Source organism: Mesorhizobium sp. M0862, from assembly GCF_040319795.1.
GTDB lineage: Bacteria > Pseudomonadota > Alphaproteobacteria > Rhizobiales > Rhizobiaceae > Mesorhizobium.
Genome location: NZ_JAMYOJ010000013.1, coordinates 38,424 through 53,623 on the forward strand (window position 1 = coordinate 38,424; position 15,200 = coordinate 53,623).

General features: G+C 62.4%; 15 protein-coding genes. 6 read left to right on the plus strand and 9 right to left on the minus strand.

Features of this window, described 5'->3' with window-relative positions; genetic code table 11:
- Window positions 1-88: 88 nt before the first annotated feature.
- A complete protein-coding gene (locus NKI15_RS20080; protein WP_023706818.1) occupies window positions 89-814 on the minus strand; it encodes a hypothetical protein in 726 nt (241 codons plus the stop codon).
- A gap of 431 nt (window positions 815-1,245) precedes the next feature.
- Between NKI15_RS20080 and NKI15_RS20085 the strand changes: the two genes are divergently transcribed.
- From NKI15_RS20085 to rimO, 6 genes are all read left to right on the plus strand, one after another.
- Window positions 1,246-1,635: a sugar 3,4-ketoisomerase gene (locus NKI15_RS20085; protein WP_352515104.1), complete on the plus strand. Its 390-nt coding sequence runs from the start codon at window positions 1,246-1,248 to the stop codon at window positions 1,633-1,635.
- A gap of 43 nt (window positions 1,636-1,678) precedes the next feature.
- The gene (locus tag NKI15_RS20090) at window positions 1,679-2,899 is read left to right on the plus strand and encodes an FAD-dependent oxidoreductase (RefSeq protein ID WP_352515105.1); all 1,221 of its coding nucleotides are present in this window, start codon (window positions 1,679-1,681) and stop codon (window positions 2,897-2,899) included.
- Complete coding sequence (locus NKI15_RS20095; RefSeq protein ID WP_352515106.1) at window positions 2,900-3,826, plus strand: glycosyltransferase family 2 protein; 927 nt, start codon at window positions 2,900-2,902, stop codon at window positions 3,824-3,826. It begins immediately after the preceding gene.
- Window positions 3,827-3,935: 109 nt separating this feature from the next.
- Window positions 3,936-4,343, plus strand: coding sequence for a DUF930 domain-containing protein (locus NKI15_RS20100; protein ID WP_032894508.1), 408 nt, complete (start codon window positions 3,936-3,938; stop codon window positions 4,341-4,343).
- Window positions 4,344-4,605: 262 nt separating this feature from the next.
- Window positions 4,606-5,265 carry a TerC family protein gene (locus NKI15_RS20105; protein ID WP_023745054.1) on the plus strand — a complete coding sequence of 220 codons (660 nt, stop codon included), beginning with the start codon at window positions 4,606-4,608 and terminating at the stop codon, window positions 5,263-5,265.
- 140 nt (window positions 5,266-5,405) lie between these two features.
- On the plus strand, window positions 5,406-6,719 hold the full coding sequence (rimO, locus tag NKI15_RS20110; protein ID WP_023691314.1) for a 30S ribosomal protein S12 methylthiotransferase RimO: 1,314 nt from the start codon (window positions 5,406-5,408) through the stop codon (window positions 6,717-6,719).
- Between the two features lie 139 nt (window positions 6,720-6,858).
- Here the strand turns inward: rimO and NKI15_RS20115 are convergent, their stop codons facing one another.
- The 8 genes from NKI15_RS20115 to NKI15_RS20150 form a co-directional block, all read right to left on the minus strand.
- Window positions 6,859-7,926 (minus strand): BMP family ABC transporter substrate-binding protein, encoded by a 1,068-nt coding sequence (locus tag NKI15_RS20115; protein WP_023668961.1) that lies wholly within the window; start codon window positions 7,924-7,926, stop codon window positions 6,859-6,861.
- A gap of 50 nt (window positions 7,927-7,976) precedes the next feature.
- On the minus strand, window positions 7,977-8,897 hold the full coding sequence (locus NKI15_RS20120) for an ABC transporter permease (protein WP_023668962.1): 921 nt from the start codon (window positions 8,895-8,897) through the stop codon (window positions 7,977-7,979).
- Window positions 8,897-10,021 (minus strand): ABC transporter permease, encoded by a 1,125-nt coding sequence (locus NKI15_RS20125; protein WP_352515107.1) that lies wholly within the window; start codon window positions 10,019-10,021, stop codon window positions 8,897-8,899. Before NKI15_RS20125 ends, NKI15_RS20120 begins: the two co-directional genes overlap by 1 nt.
- Window positions 10,018-11,595, minus strand: a complete 1,578-nt coding sequence (locus tag NKI15_RS20130; protein ID WP_352515125.1) for an ABC transporter ATP-binding protein — start codon at window positions 11,593-11,595, stop codon at window positions 10,018-10,020. Before NKI15_RS20130 ends, NKI15_RS20125 begins: the two co-directional genes overlap by 4 nt.
- A 209-nt stretch (window positions 11,596-11,804) precedes the next feature.
- The gene (locus tag NKI15_RS20135) at window positions 11,805-12,782 is read right to left on the minus strand and encodes a quinone oxidoreductase family protein (RefSeq protein ID WP_023688482.1); all 978 of its coding nucleotides are present in this window, start codon (window positions 12,780-12,782) and stop codon (window positions 11,805-11,807) included.
- A gap of 17 nt (window positions 12,783-12,799) precedes the next feature.
- Window positions 12,800-13,630 carry a phosphatidylcholine synthase gene (pcsA, locus tag NKI15_RS20140; protein WP_023688483.1) on the minus strand — a complete coding sequence of 277 codons (831 nt, stop codon included), beginning with the start codon at window positions 13,628-13,630 and terminating at the stop codon, window positions 12,800-12,802.
- Window positions 13,627-14,241: a DUF1326 domain-containing protein gene (locus NKI15_RS20145; RefSeq protein WP_352515108.1), complete on the minus strand. Its 615-nt coding sequence runs from the start codon at window positions 14,239-14,241 to the stop codon at window positions 13,627-13,629. The genes pcsA and NKI15_RS20145 overlap by 4 nt, the downstream gene beginning before the upstream one ends.
- A 14-nt stretch (window positions 14,242-14,255) precedes the next feature.
- Window positions 14,256-15,143, minus strand: coding sequence for a DUF2182 domain-containing protein (locus tag NKI15_RS20150; protein ID WP_023688485.1), 888 nt, complete (start codon window positions 15,141-15,143; stop codon window positions 14,256-14,258).
- Window positions 15,144-15,200 lie beyond the last annotated feature (57 nt).

Genomic DNA, 15,200 nt, shown 5'->3' on the forward strand with positions numbered 1-15,200 from the left:
CCAACGCTGCAGATAGGCGAGAAAGGTGCAGCCGCCGGGCGGACCCGACGGCTTATCGTCGATTGGATCGCTGCCGCCGCATAGGGCCTTAAGGCGCGGCCGGCGCCAGCTTGGCGGCTACTTGGTCGATCTTGTCGGCAAGTACGCTATTGGCCCAATCTGTCACCTCAGGGTCAACGGGCTTGTTGGCCATTTGGGCAAGGGCTGCATCGATCGATGGGACGTTGGCAGCGGCAGCTGTGGCGGCGGTCTGAGCAGCGGCCGCATCCTGGGTGGCGTCATCGAGCGCTGCCTGTGCTGCATCGAGGTCGGCCTGCGTCGGGACATCTTCGGGCAGGGTATTCGGGTCAGCCGCTTTCGCATTCAGCGCGTCGAGCGCCGCTTTGGCGTCGGTAACCGCCTGATTAGCAGCATCGAGCGCCGATTGAGCGTTCTTGGCTATTGCCGACTGTGTCACAAAAGCCTGCACGCCAGCGAAGTTCTTGCTCTTGGAGTGCATAAAGGCGTTGGCGTTGCGCTGCAGCGAGTTCAACCGGCCGAGCTTGGCATGGATATTCTTTTCCTTGGACACAGAAGGGGTAGCGGCCTTGGCGACCTGGCCCTTAGGGGCCTGGCCCTTGGCGGATGCCGACTTGCCGACCGAACCGCCGCCTCCGCCATTGCCGCCAGCATTACCGTTTCCTCCGCTATTGCCATTGCCGTTACCATTGCCATGGCCGTTACCATGGCCGTTGCCACCAGCAGCAGCCAGGGCCGGCGACACCAGAAGCGAGAACACCGCAAATGCAGCAAAAAGGGTCTTTCGGGATGTCATAACTACCTCCGAGATTGCCACCGCCACTAACCGCTATAGCGGGCAACATGAGGAATCGCTAACACAAAGGGTAAACTTAGATATAGATGTGTTTTCATTGCGAGAACGAAGCGGCCGGCCGGCGAAACGCCAACCAGCATAACTCTTTGAAATTGCTGAAGTAGATCACCCTCCTTGGAACTGGCCGGCCTTCCGAACTCAAAGGTCCTAGACCGCTCAGACCAAGGTCTTAAGCCGTGGTTTCGGCCGCGACTCAGAAGTCGTGACGGCGCGGCGACCTTCGGTAGTCGGCACCTATCGGCCTGAGGCCGAGCTCGACATCGATCCGCTGCAGTGTTCCCAAACACCGCCTAAGTGGTTGTATTCCCTGTCTTTTGATATAAGCGCTAGTCTGAGGTAAAATTTCGACCGGCATCTGGCGGGCTTACGTTATGCAGCATCGAACGTTCTTTGGCGGCAAGGTCACCGAGATCCCCACTTCGTTACATAGCGATCCCAGGGGAATGCTGACCGCTATCGAGTTCAGCGGTTACAATTTCCAAGCCGTGCGGGCGTTCATCGTCACCGCGCCGCGCGGCACGTCGCGGGGCGGACATGCACACGGCTCGGGCCGGCAATTGATGATGCAGCTGTCGGGCGAGATCGGCATCGAATTTCGCTACCAGGAACAGGTCGAACGGCTGACGCTCACCGCATCGAACCGCGCGGTGCTGGTCGACGCCCCGGTTTGGGCGCTGCAGACCTATAAAGGCGAGAACCCGTCTTTGCTGGTTTTCTGCGATACCGAATACGACCCTAAAGACTACGTCTCGTATCCCTGATGACAATCGTCAGGAAAGGAGAGGCCGCGATGCGCGCCAGGACATGACAGCGCCTCGCGGCAGAATGGCTATTCTCGGCGCCGGCATCATGGGCGCCAGCCTCGCTCTCATGATGGCCCGCAGAGGCTACGCGGTGTCCCTCTTCGACAAGGAGAGCGAGCCGATGGCCTGCGCCAGCCGTTGGAACGAGGGCAAGATTCATCTCGGCTATCTCTACGGGAACGATCCCTCGTTGCTGACCGCCCGGCATCTGCTTTCGGGAGGACTGCGTTTCGGCAGGCTTGTTTCCGAGTTGATCGGAAGCAATCTGGAAGCGCACACGACCTTTTCGGAAGATCTTTATCTGGTCCATCGCAACTCGATCGTCGCTGTCGAGGCGCTGGGGGCGATCTTTGAAAGTGTGGATGTATTGGTGCGCAGCCACGCTGACGCCACCAGCTACCTTGCCGACGTATCGGCGGCGCGATCGAATCGGCTTTCCAAAACTGAATTGGCCGATGTCACCAACTCGGACCAGATCGTCGGCGGCTTCCAGGTGCCGGAGCGATCCGTCAACACGCGATGGGTTGCCGACCGGCTTTGCGCCGTGCTTCGGAGTGAACCCAACATCAGCTTGCGAATGGCGGCCAAAGTCCTGTCGGCACAGCCGGTGGATGCAATTGACAGGAAATGGCGCGTGGCGGTCGCAGGCGAGAAAAGCGAGGCGTTCGACATCGTCGTCAATTGCCTATGGGAGGGGCGGCTGGCTGTCGACCGCACGGCCGGCATCGAGCCGGTTCCCGGATGGTCGCACCGCTACCGGCTTTGCCTGTTCGGCCGCACCAGCCAGCCTGTCGATGTGCCGTGCGCGGTCGTCGCCCTTGGCCCGTTCGGCGACATAAAAAACTATGACGGGCGCAACTTCTATCTCTCCTGGTACCCGAGCGGGTTGCTTGCGGAGAGTGGCGAATTGTCGATCGAAACGCCGCAAGCGCTCGATGCCGACGCACGACAGCGGTTCATCGGCGACGTTCGCGCCACGCTCGCCCGGTTGGTGCCCAGTGTTTCCAGCATGTTCGACGATGCCGAGGAGCTTGAGGTACGCGGCGGCTTCGTGTTTGCGCAAGGGCGTGGTTCGCTCAGCGACCCGAAAGCCACGATCCATCGCCGCGACCAATTCGGGGTCAACCGCCTGGGCAACTACATCTCGGTCGACACAGGTAAATGTTCGACGGCGCCGTGGCTTGCCGACAGGCTGGCGCGGCAAATCTGCGGGATCGAGTGAATGGGTGAGACAGAACAGGGCGGCGCGAAGCAGGTAGCGCAGAAACAAGTCCAGCTTCGATCCGGCTGGCGGCCGAAGGTCACGGCGCTGGTGCCGTGCTACAATTCGGCGGCATTCATTTCGCGTACGCTGGACAGCCTCGCCGCGCAGACCTGGGACAATATCGAGATCCTGGTCGGCGAGGACAATTCGACCGACGCGACATTCGAGATCGTTTCAGCCTTCGCCGGCGGCCGCGACGATGTCCGTATCCTGCGCCGGGACAAAAACCTGGGATGGCTGAAGAATTCCAACGATCTGATGGCCAATGCCAGCGGCGAATTGATGTTCTTTGCCTTCCATGACGACGTCATCGATCCAACCTATATCGAGGCGTTGGTGCGGGCGCTCGATGCCAATCCCGAGGCCGTACTGTCGTTCAGCGATGTCGAAGTGATCGAAGTCAGCGGCGAAAGTGCCACGTGGAAGTTCGACCTGCTGAAGGGCTTGCAGGACGGTTTTGCGCGTGGCCGGGCGATGGCGCGCCAGCCGCATGGATGGTGGGTTCCCAATCGTGGGATATTCAGGGCCTGGGCGTTCCACCGTAGCGGCGGGATCAAGCCCAACAGCCAAGGCGAATTCAGCGCCGACTGGACCTGGCTTCTGCATCTGTCGCTGCTCGGCGGCTTTGTCCGCGTGCCGCAAGTGCTCTGCCACAAATACTACCGGGCGGGCAGCATCAGCCGGCGCTGGGACCGCAACAGCACCCAACGAAGGGCCTTGCGGGCGGCGGGGATAAGGGAGGTCTGGCACAGCGAGGCCGGCCTTGCACAAAGAGCCTTCCTCGCTGTCTATATCGCCTTGCGGCCGTGGCGGTGGGTGCCGCGATCGCGAGAAGCGCAAAGACGGCGAAACAGGCAATCGGTGCATGGCAGCCCGGACAAATAAGAATGGCGCCGGCGACGTATCAAAGCGGCTGCGCCTGCCCGGCTAACGGCGATTCCAGGCATATCCGGCTGCCCCAAAATGGCACTCCGGTTGATTTTTCACGCGAGTTATGGTCGTTCTCCCGCCCATGAAAAAACTATTCCTTGCGGCGCTGGCCTCGGTGACGCTGGCTTTACCCGCCCACGCGATGGACGCCGCCCTGCGCGCCGGCCTGCTGAAACTCGACCCGGAGACCCGGCTGGAGCAGAGATGCGACGCCGAAGTGCTCGACCGCATCAGCCATGACGACCACAAGTACAAGGCAGACCGCGTCGTCGCCTACGCCTTCGCGACGCCGGAAATGAAGGCCGATGCAATCCGCAGCCCGGGTGCTGCGTTCCGCAGCAAGGGGCAGTGGTACCGGCTGAAGTTCAAATGCGAGACGGCGCCGGACCATATGGAGGTCCTGCAGTTCCGTTACCGCATCGGCGACGAGATTCCGGAAGCCGACTGGGCGAAGTACAATCTCTACGACTGAATTCGCTGCGACCAGAATTCTCTCTGGCAGAACGGCCTTCCCTATTCCCGTGGCTTTCAGCGTCGGCCGTTGGAGCGGTTCAGCTTTTTATAGAGCAGCTGACCCACTCTAACTCTTTGTTTTTGCATAATTCCGGACGGAAAGCCGCTACGCACTTTTCCTGGAATTGCGCCGGCAGTCTCTTGACGCGCGGGAACCATACACGTTAGGGCGTCGGCATATCCGACGACGAACACGCCGATACAGCAAGGGGCTCCGGTCGATGGACATTTTCAGCGCTGCAAGCATGACGGCCCTCCTCCAGGTCATCGCCATCGATCTGGTGCTTGCCGGCGACAATGCCATCGTCATCGGCCTTGCCGCCGCCGGCCTGCCGCTCGAGCAGCGCAAGAAAGCCATCCTGATCGGCGTGTTGGCGGCGACGGTGCTGCGCATCCTGTTTGCCGCCGTCACCGTCAAGCTTCTTGCCATTGTCGGCCTGCTGCTGGCCGGCGGCATCCTTTTGTTGTGGGTGTGCTGGAAGATGTGGCGCGAGCTGCGGACGTCGCATGCCGACGAGTTCGAGGCGACCGAGGCGCTGTCCGATTCCGACCTCAACAGCGACAGAACGGTGGGGGGCAAGGCGCCGCGCAAGACGCTCGGCCAGGCGGCCCTGCAGATCGTCGTCGCCGATGTTTCGATGTCGCTGGACAATGTGCTGGCGGTCGCCGGTGCGGCGCGCGATCATTTTCCCGTGCTTGTCATAGGCCTGGTGCTGTCGATCGCCTTGATGGGCTTGGCCGCGAGCTTCATTGCCAAGCTGCTGCATCGCCACCGCTGGATCGCCTATGTCGGCTTGCTGATCATTCTCTACGTCGCGATCGATATGGTCTATCGCGGCGTTGTCGAGGTCTGGCCGCATGTCAGTCCTGTGGTGAGCTGACGCTGCCGGTCCCACAGCTTCTGTAGCAGCATGGGTATCTGCCGGAGGCAGTGGTCGCGTTCGCCGCAGCCGCTGCCCATACCAATGCCGCAATAAGTGTGGTACTGGCCGCCGATCCCGAAAAACCCGGATGTTTTCTCATGTCTGCGCCTCGCGTCAGTTTCGTCAGCCTTGGATGCCCGAAGGCGCTTGTGGATTCCGAGCGCATCATCACGCGCCTGCGCGCCGAAGGCTATGAGATCGCACGCAAGCATGACGGCGCCGACCTTGTCGTCGTCAACACCTGCGGCTTTCTCGACTCAGCCCGCGACGAATCGCTCAACGCCATTGGTTCGGCGCTTTCGGAAAACGGCCGGGTGATCGTCACCGGCTGCCTCGGCGCCGAGCCGGACGTCATCCGAGAGAAGCACCCCAACGTCCTCGCCATCACCGGCCCGCAGGCCTATGAGAGCGTGATGGCCGCGGTGCATGAGGCGGCGCCGCCCAGCCACGATCCCTATATCGACCTTCTGCCGCCGCAAGGCGTCAAGCTGACGCCGCGCCACTACGCCTATCTCAAGATTTCCGAAGGCTGCAACAACCGCTGCACCTTCTGCATCATTCCCGCACTGCGCGGCGACCTCGTCTCGCGCCCGGCGGCCGATGTGCTGCGCGAGGCCGAGAAGCTGGCCAAGGCCGGGGTCAAGGAATTGCTGGTCATCTCGCAGGACACCAGCGCCTACGGCATCGACATCAAGTACCAGACGTCGATGTTCGGCGACCGCGAAGTGCGGGCGAAATTCCTCGACCTGTCGGAGGAGCTGGGCAAGCTCGGCATCTGGGTACGCATGCACTATGTCTACCCCTACCCGCATGTCGCCGATGTCATCCCGCTGATGGCGGATGGAAAAATCCTTCCCTATCTGGACATCCCCTTCCAGCACGCCTCGCCGCAGGTGCTGAAGAACATGCGCCGTCCAGCCCATGGCGAAAAGACGCTGGAGCGCATTCGCGGCTGGCGCGAGGTGTGCCCGGATCTGGCGATACGCTCGACATTCATCGTCGGTTTCCCCGGCGAGACCGACGAGGATTTCGAGATGCTGCTCGACTGGCTGGACGAGGCCAGGATCGATCGCGCCGGCTGCTTTAAATACGAGCCGGTCCGCGGCGCCCGCTCCAACGATCTCGGCCTCGAACAGGTGCCGCAGGAGATCAAGGAAGCGCGCTGGCATCGCTTCATGCAGCGCCAGCAGAAGATCTCGGCGACGCAGCTGGCCAAGAAGGTCGGCAAGCGCCTGCCGGTGCTGATCGACGAGGCGCATGGCACGTCTGCCAAGGGCCGGACAAAATACGACGCGCCCGAGATCGACGGTTCGGTGCATATCCAGTCGCGCCGCCCGCTGCGCCAAGGCGACATCGTCACGGTCAAGATCGACCGCGCCGACGCCTACGACCTTTACGGCTCGGCGGTTTAGAAAATTACCAAAAAGGGCGCCTCCCGGCGCCCTCGGATTTTTGGCACAGCCCTCGGCGCGGTTTCGCAGTCGAAGCGTGCAGCCCGCGAAGTGAAAAAGGGCGCCGGGCGGCGCCCCTTCTCTTTTGCGTTTCCGATACTTACTGCGGCAACTTGTCGTCGACGCCCTTCACATAGAAGTTCATGCCGAGCAGCGTGCCGTCGTCGGCGACTTCGCCGTCCTTGAGCCACGGCGTGCCGTCCTGCTTGGCGACCGGTCCTGTGAATGGGTTCCAGCCATCTGCGATTTTCTTGGCGGTTGCCTCGGCCATCGCCTTCACATCGTCCGGCATGTTGGTGAAGGGCGCCAGCTTGACGGCGCCGTCCTTGATGCCGAGCCAGACATTGTCAGGCTTCCAGGTGCCGTCGAGCGCCGCCTGAACGCGGCTGATGTAATACGGCCCCCATTCGTCTGTCAGCGAGGTCAGCTGCGCGTTCGGCGCGAACTTGATCATGTCGGAGGACTGGCCGAAGCCGTGCAGCTTGCGCTCTTCCGCCACCTGCAGTGCCGCAGTGGAATCGGTGTGCTGGACGATGATGTCGGCGCCCTGGTCGAACAGCGCCTTGGCCGCGTCGGCTTCCTTGCCCGGATCGAACCAGGAGTTCACCCAGACGATCTTGGCCTTGAAGTTCGGGTTGACCGACTGCGCGCCGAGCATGAAGGAGTTGATGCCCATCACCACTTCGGGGATTGGGAAGGAAACGATATAGCCGGCGACCCCTGCCTTCGATTCCTTGGCGGCGATCTGGCCGAGCACGTAGCGGCCTTCATAGAAGCGCGCATTGTAGATGCCGAGATTGTCAGCGGTCTTGTAGCCGGTGGCGTGCTCGAACATCACTTTGGGGAACTTCTTGGCGACCTTCACTTCCGGGTCCATGAAGCCGAAAGAGGTGCCGAAGATGATCTTGCAGCCTTCGCGCGCCAGACGCTCGAAAGCGCGATCGGCATCGGGACCTTCCGAGACGTTCTCGAGATAGGCGGTTTCGACCTTGTCGCCGAGCGCCTTCTCCACCTCGAGGCGGCCTTGGTCGTGCTGGTAGGAATAGCCGAAATCGCCGATCGGGCCGGTGTAGACCCAGCATGCCTTCAACTTGTCGGCGGCCTGCGCCGACGCCGCCAGTGACATGGCGGCGGTCGTGGTCATCAACGCGATAAACAGTTTTTTCATTGTGTTACCTCTCTGAGTTTAGCCTTGGAGCTTCCCGTTTGTTTTTGTTGTCAACGATCCGGAACGAATGGCTGCCCCAAGGAAGCCGGCGTGTTCATCATCGTCAGACGCTTGTTGCGCGAGATTAGAACGAGAACCACGACGGTTGCCAGATAGGGCAGAGAAGAAAGCAGCTGCGAAGGCACCGGAATGCCAAATGCCTGTGCATGAAGCTGGCCGATCCACACCGCGCCAAAGATGTAGGCGCCGGCGAGCACGCGCCACGGCCGCCAGGAGGCGAAGACGACCAGCGCCAGCGCGATCCAGCCGCGGCCCGCGCTCATGTTCTCCACCCATTGCGGCGTGTAGACCAGCGACAGATGGCCGCCGGCAAGGCCGGCGCAGGCGCCGCCGAAGATGACCGCGAGATAGCGGTAGCGGATGACCTTGATGCCGAGCGCATGCGCCGATGTGTGGCTGTCGCCGATCGAGCGCAGAGTGAGGCCGGTGCGGGTCTTGAACAGGAACCACATGACGGCCGCCGTCAGCGCGATCGAGATGTAGAAGATCGGGTCCTGGCCGAACAACAGCCTGCCGACCACGGGAATGTCGGTGAGCACCGGAACGTAGAGGTTTGGCAGCCGCTCGCCGGGCTGGCCGACGAAGCTGGTCCCCATCATGCCGGAAAGGCCGAGGCCAAGCAGCGTCAACGACAGGCCGGTCGCCACCTGGTTGGTGGCGAGCGACAGCGTCATCACCGCAAACAGCAGCGAGAACACCGCGCCCATCGCGATTGCCGCCAACAGGCCGATCCAGGGCGATCCCGTGAGATAGCCGGCGCCGAAGCCGCCGACGGCGCCCATGATCATCATGCCTTCGACGCCGAGGTTGAGCACGCCGGAGCGCTCGACCACCAGTTCGCCGATTGCCGCGATCAGCAGCGGCGTCGCCGCGGTCGCGATGGTCAAAAGGATGTTGACGGCGATGTCCATCAGCGGGCTTCCCTCAACTTCGGCGCGGCTTCAAGTTTCGCCGCGCTTTTCGTCAGCGCCATGCCGACCAGGCGAATGCGGTAATGGATGAGCGTGTCGCAACCGAGCACGAAGAACAAAAGCATGCCCTGGAACACACGCGCCACCTTGTCGGAGATGCCGAGCGCGCTTTGCACCGCCTCGCCGCCGAGATAGGTCAGCGCCAGCACCAGGCCGGCGGCGACGATGCCGAGCGGATTGAGCCGGCCGAGGAACGCCACAATGATCGCTGTGAAGCCGTAGCCGGGCGAAATCACCGGCTGCAGCTGGCCGATGGCGCCGGAGACTTCCGAAATGCCGGCAAGCCCAGCCAGCGCGCCTGACAGCAGGAAGGCGAAGAACACCATGCGGTTGAGGCCGAAACCGGCGAAGCGCCCTGCCCTGGGGCTGGAGCCCAGCACGCGGACCTCAAAACCCTTGAGCAGACGGCTCATCAGCACCCAGATCAGCACGGCCGCGATCAGCGCGAAGACAAAACCCCAATTTGCGCGGCCGGCATCCGGCATCAGTTCCGGCAGGACCGCCGAGCCATTGAACTGGATCGTCTGCGGAAAACCATGGCCCTGCGGATCGCGCCAGGGACCGCGCACCAGCCAGTCGAGGAAAAGCTGGGCGACGTAGACCAGCATCAGGCTGGTCAGGATTTCGTTGGTGCCGAACCGCGTCTTCAAGAGAGCCGGGATTGCCGCATAGGCGGCACCGCCGACCATGCCGAACAACAGCATCAGCGGCAGCACCAGTGGGCCTTCGAACCCAGGAAACAGCACCGGAATGGCCGAGCCGAAAATGCCGCCGAGAATGAATTGGCCTTCGGCGCCAATGTTCCAGATGTTGGCCTTGTAACAGACCGACAGGCCGACCGCGATCAGGATCAACGGCGCGGCCTTGATCGCCAGCTCATGCAGCTGCCAGACCTGGCTGATCGGCTCGATGAAGTAAATCCCGAAAGCAGTCAGCGGGTTGACGCCGAGCAGCGCGAACAGAACCGCGCCGGCGATGATCGTCAGAGCGAAGGCGATGAAGGGCGACAGCGCCGAAAACAGCATCGAGCGCTGCGGGCGTTTGACGAGTTCGAGGCGCATCATGCCGTCTCCAGACCATGTTCGGCGTGGCCGGGCTCGGCGCCGCCCATCAACAGGCCGATCTTTTCGAAAGTGGCCTCGGCGATCGGCAGCGGCTTCGACATTTCGCCGTTGTGCATGACCGCGATCGAGTCCGAAATCTCGAACAGCTCATCGAGGTCCTGGCTGATGACCAGAACCGCCGAGCCACTGCGCGCCAGTTCGATCAGCGCCTGGCGGATATGGGCGGCGGCGCCGGCGTCGACGCCCCAGGTCGGTTGGTTGACGACCATGACGGCAGGGCTGCGATCGAGTTCGCGGCCGACGATGAATTTCTGCAGATTGCCGCCCGACAGGGCCGCGGCTTCCGGATCGGGCGCGCTCTTGCGCACATCCATCGCCACGATGATGCGCTGGGCGGCGGCATAGACCGCAGCGCTTTTGACCGTGCCGCCGGTGCCGACAAAAACCTTGCCGTCGGTGGCGTGGCGCGACAGGAGCAGGTTCTCCGAAAGCTTCATGCGCGGCGCGGCGCCATGGCCGAGGCGTTCTTCCGGTACGAAGGCAGCGCCCATCAGCCGCCGGCCTGTGATCGAGAGCGAGCCGGCATCCTTGCCGCGGATGCGCACGGATGCGGCGTCCTGCTGCAGCACCTCGCCGGAGACGGATTCGAAGAACTCGCCCTGGCCGTTGCCGGCGACACCGGCAATGCCGATCACCTCGCCGGCGCGCACAGTGAGGTTTATGTTCTTCAGCGGGACCGAAAACGGCGTTGCCGGCTTGCGGCTGAGGGCGCGGATTTCGAGCAATGGCTGCGCGGTCTCGATGCCTTCGGCCGGCGCACGCACCACGGCCTTCACCTCGTTGCCGACCATCATGCGGGCCAGCGACGAAGCCGTTTCCTCGCGCGGATTGCAATGGCCGACGACCTTGCCGTGACGCAGCACGGTGGCGCGGTCGCAGATGCGTTTGACCTCTTCCAGCCGGTGCGAAATGTAGAGGATGGATTTCCCCTCCGAGCGCAGGCGCTCCAGCGTTTCGAACAGCTTGTCGGCTTCCTGCGGCGTCAGCACCGAGGTCGGCTCGTCGAGGATGATGAGCTGCGGCGTCTGCAACAGGCAGCGGATGATCTCGATGCGCTGGCGTTCGCCGACCGAGAGATCGCCGACCAGCGAGTCCGGATCGAGCGGCAGGCCATAGCTGAAGGAAAGCGCCCTCGCCTTGGCCGCGATCGAGCTGATCGGTGAGCCGTCATCCAGAGACAGAGCGATATTCTCGGCCGCGGTCAGCGCCTCGAACAGCGAAAAGTGCTGAAACACCATGCCGATGCCGAGCTTCTTCGCCATGCCCGGACTGGTGATCCGCACCGCTTCGCCGTTCCAGAATATCTCGCCGGAATTGGGCTCCAGCGAGCCGAACAGCATCTTGACCAGCGTCGACTTGCCGGCGCCGTTTTCGCCGAGCAGCGCGTGGATCTCGCCCTTGGCGATGTCGAGGTCGATATGATCGCACGCAGTCAGCGTGCCGAATATCTTGGTCAGGCCACGAACCTCAAGCAGGTTCGCTCCATCATGATCTGCACTCACAGTGCCTCCCATCCGGTTCCCGGACATGTTCTGTGTTCCCGCCAGCATGGTATGCGCTGGCCGCTCTCGTGCGAAAGCAGCACCCACCTTGAAAGAGCTTCAAGAATTTCAGCGGAAACTCAAGAGGTAAAGACCGACCTGCTTCGTACAACAGACCGATCGCCCGGTTTTTCGTGCAAACAGTGCCTGGCGTCGCGGCAAAACGCTGAAAGCAAGGCAGATCAGGGGATCAGTATGGTCGTGCCCGTGGTCTTGCGCCCTTCGAGATCGGCTTGCGCCTTGCCGGCGTCCTTCAGAGCATAACGCTGGTTGATCTTGATCTCGACCGCACCGCTCAACACCACGTCGAACAATGCCGCGGCGGAGACTTCGAGGTCTTCACGCTTGGCGTTGTAGACGAACAAAGTCGGCCTGGTAGCGAACAGCGAGCCCTTCTGCGCCAGCAGCGACATCGAAAATGGCGGGATCTGTCCAGAGGACTGACCGAAAGAGACGAACATGCCGAGCGGCTTCAGACAGTCGAGCGAGGCCGGGAATGTGTCGTTGCCGACCGAATCGTAGACGACGTCACATTTCTTGCCGCCGGTGATGGCGGCGACCCCGGCGACGAAATCCTGCTCCTTGTAGTTGATGACATGGCCGAAGCCATGCGCCTTGGCGAGCTCGATCTTGTCGGTTGAGCTTGCCGTGCCGATCACGGTGGCGCCGAGATGTTTTGCCCATTGTCCCAGGATCAGCCCGACGCCGCCGGCGGCGGCATGAAACAGGATGGTGTCGCCTGCCTTCACTTTGAAGGTCCGGCGCAACAGATACTCCGCCGTCATGCCTTTAAGCATCATGCCGGCGGCCTGTTCGTCGCTGATGCGGTCCGGCACCTTGACGACGCGGTCGGCGGCGACGACGCGCTGTTCGGCATAGGCGCCGACGTTGACGGCATAGGCGATGCGGTCGCCCGGCTTCAGCCAGTCGATGCCTGCACCGACCTCGAGAACCACACCTGCCGCCTCGCCGCCCGGGATCAGCGGGAAGCCGCCGGGCGGCGGATAGAGGCCGATGCGGTGATAGACATCGATGAAATTGAGGCCGATCGCGGTGTGCCTGACCAGGATCTGCCCGGCGCCGGGTTGTCCCGGATCGGCGTCTTCATAGGTCAGGACTTCCGGACCGCCATGGGCGTGGATACGGACTGCTTTGGACATTGTGGGCTTTCCTGCGGTCAGGCTTTCTTAGGGTCCGGCTTGGCGCCGAGTTTGGGGAAGAACTGCATGATACCGCCGATGCAGGCGAGGTAAAGTCCGGTGATGGTGATGCCGACCTTGGTAAAGACGCTGACCTGTTCGCCCAAAACGCCGATCTGGTCGTAGAAGGCGGCAAGGGCCGCCTGCGCCAGCGCCAGCGCACCGAAAGCACACCAGAGCAGCGTCATGCCAAGATTGATTGGCCGCAGCCGCACCACCCGCACGGGGTGAATGAAGTTGATCGGCACGAAGGTGAGGATGCCGGCCGCCACGACGACGCCGAAGGACACCCACTGTCCCGGCTCGATGACAAACAGCGTGAACACGACCATGTTCCAGACCACCGGAAAGCCTTTGAAGAAGTTCTCCTTCGTCTTCATTCCGGTGTCGGCATAATAGATGGCGCTGGACACCACGATGATGGCCGCCGACAGGAAAGACAGCCCTTCGCCCATGAAGCCGCGCTGGTAGAGCGCGAAGGCGGGGATCAGCACATAGGTGACATAGTCGATGATGTTGTCGAGGAGTTCGCCCGACCAGGTCGGCAAAATCTCCTTGACCTCGAGCTTGCGCGCGATCGGCCCGTCTATGCCGTCGACGAACAGCGCCAGACCCAGCCACCAGAACATCGCCGTCCAGCGTTGCTCGCTTGCCGCCACCAGAGACAGGAAGGCCAGGAACGAGCCAGACGCGGTCAACAGATGCACCGAGAATGCCCGCGCCTGCGGCCAGGTGACCTTTTTCTTCGGCCTCGGAATCCGGTCGGTGATCTTTTTGGCGGCGTTTCTGGCGGTTGTGTTCTTGCTCACGGGCCCCGCCAATCCAGTTTGCAGATTTCGGCCGAGCGGCCGGCAAAGTTCCAGTTGCGGCCGAAAGCCCGCATCTTGCTCTTGTCGGACCTGGCCACGATGATCTCCGGCGCGATCCAGTATTCCGAGTTGCCGATCACGGTATCCTTCCTGCGATCCTTGCCGGGAATCGGTGTGACCGCCCCGTCGATGATCTTCGGTATCTGGAAAATACGGGTCTTGTCACGCGTCTCGTAGGTGATCGGCACCTGCTCGACGCCGAGGAACTTGCCGACAAGGATCGACAACAGCGCGGTGGTTCCGCCGGCCTTCCCGGTGAAGATCCTGGTCAGCGCTTTCACCGCATAGACGGAGGCTCGCTTGTCGATGAACAGGCCTGCGGTCCAGTTGCCGCGGCTCATATAGCCGGGGATTTCCATGACCAGACCGAGATTGAGGCCGGACAGGTCGACCTCGCCGAAATGGCCTGCGTCGATGCGGAAGCCCGCCCAGGTCTGGCAATAACCCTCCGTCGGCGGATGGCTGCCAAGCGACAGTACGCAAGGACAAAAAACCGTGCAATTGCAGGAGAGCACGAGCTCTCCTTTCATTGCCCAGCCTTGCTCTGCCATGGAATTATCCCCCGTCATGCCGAGACTACTAGCAGGGCGATTGCCCAGACAAGCAGTATCGCACCGGCCACTCGGGTTGGAAGGCTGCCGGTGGTCTGTTTTTCGATCAAGGTGAACAGGCCGATCAGCGCCATCCAGAACACGTTCATCGCGCCGACGGCAAACATCACCAGCATCAGCGCCCAGCAGCAGCCGAGGCACCACAGGCCCTGCTTCAGCCCTAGCCGGAAGATGCCACCCGGCTCCGCGCTCCAGTTGGAAAACAGTGTCGAGAACGGGTTCCGGCATTTTGTCAGGCAGGCCTGCTTGAGGCTGCTGAACTGGTAGAGGCCGGCAACCAGCAGCGCGGCCGCCGCGGCAAGGCCGCTCACCGGATCGAGCAATCGAGCGGAGGACGCAAATGCGTGGACGAGCAACGTCAGCACCGCGAAGCCGATAGAGGCGACAAGCCATGTCGAGAGGTAGCCGGCGACCAGGACCAGCGGGTGGGCCACCGGTTCGCCCTTGATGCGGGCGGTGTCGGCGATTTCACAATAGGTACGGATCATCGGCGCCGCCGACGGCAGCATCGTCGCCACAGCCATCGAAAACCACATCACGATCAACGCCAGAAGCTGTGCGCCGCCGGCATCAAGTGGTGCAGGCGTCAGGCACATGCCGAAGAAGCGGTCGAGGACATCCGGCAGCGGCAGTTGCGGCAGATATCGCAGGACCACATCGCCTGGTACGCCGGGGAGCCGGCCTTCGGCGTCGCGGATCGCCATGGCGCCGAGAATGAACCAGGCGAGCAGAATGCCGCCGGCGATGGCGATGTTGACCGTCAGGCGGGGGCTGCGGGCCAGGCTTGCCGTGGCGCGGCCGGCGCGGTCGAGATGGCTGAAATCGTCCTGCTGGCCGGTCATGACAACCGAATGAGCCTAATCGCCGCGTTGATCAAGCCGCATGGTCTGACCTATATC

Excerpts from the sequence above, each read along its gene's own strand:
- NKI15_RS20145 (WP_352515108.1), bottom strand. The coding sequence starts at position 14,241 with ATGGCAGAGCAAGGCTGGGCAATGAAAGGAGAGCTCGTGCTCTCCTGC.
- NKI15_RS20105 (WP_023745054.1), top strand. The coding sequence starts at position 4,606 with ATGGACATTTTCAGCGCTGCAAGCATGACGGCCCTCCTCCAGGTCATC.
- NKI15_RS20090 (WP_352515105.1), top strand. The coding sequence starts at position 1,679 with ATGACAGCGCCTCGCGGCAGAATGGCTATTCTCGGCGCCGGCATCATG.
- NKI15_RS20150 (WP_023688485.1), bottom strand. The coding sequence starts at position 15,143 with ATGACCGGCCAGCAGGACGATTTCAGCCATCTCGACCGCGCCGGCCGC.
- rimO (WP_023691314.1), top strand. The coding sequence starts at position 5,406 with ATGTCTGCGCCTCGCGTCAGTTTCGTCAGCCTTGGATGCCCGAAGGCG.
- NKI15_RS20115 (WP_023668961.1), bottom strand. The coding sequence starts at position 7,926 with ATGAAAAAACTGTTTATCGCGTTGATGACCACGACCGCCGCCATGTCA.
- NKI15_RS20085 (WP_352515104.1), top strand. The coding sequence starts at position 1,246 with ATGCAGCATCGAACGTTCTTTGGCGGCAAGGTCACCGAGATCCCCACT.
- NKI15_RS20095 (WP_352515106.1), top strand. The coding sequence starts at position 2,900 with ATGGGTGAGACAGAACAGGGCGGCGCGAAGCAGGTAGCGCAGAAACAA.
- NKI15_RS20135 (WP_023688482.1), bottom strand. The coding sequence starts at position 12,782 with ATGTCCAAAGCAGTCCGTATCCACGCCCATGGCGGTCCGGAAGTCCTG.
- NKI15_RS20080 (WP_023706818.1), bottom strand. The coding sequence starts at position 814 with ATGACATCCCGAAAGACCCTTTTTGCTGCATTTGCGGTGTTCTCGCTT.
- NKI15_RS20120 (WP_023668962.1), bottom strand. The coding sequence starts at position 8,897 with ATGGACATCGCCGTCAACATCCTTTTGACCATCGCGACCGCGGCGACG.
- NKI15_RS20125 (WP_352515107.1), bottom strand. The coding sequence starts at position 10,021 with ATGATGCGCCTCGAACTCGTCAAACGCCCGCAGCGCTCGATGCTGTTT.
- NKI15_RS20130 (WP_352515125.1), bottom strand. The coding sequence starts at position 11,595 with ATGGGAGGCACTGTGAGTGCAGATCATGATGGAGCGAACCTGCTTGAG.
- NKI15_RS20100 (WP_032894508.1), top strand. The coding sequence starts at position 3,936 with ATGGTCGTTCTCCCGCCCATGAAAAAACTATTCCTTGCGGCGCTGGCC.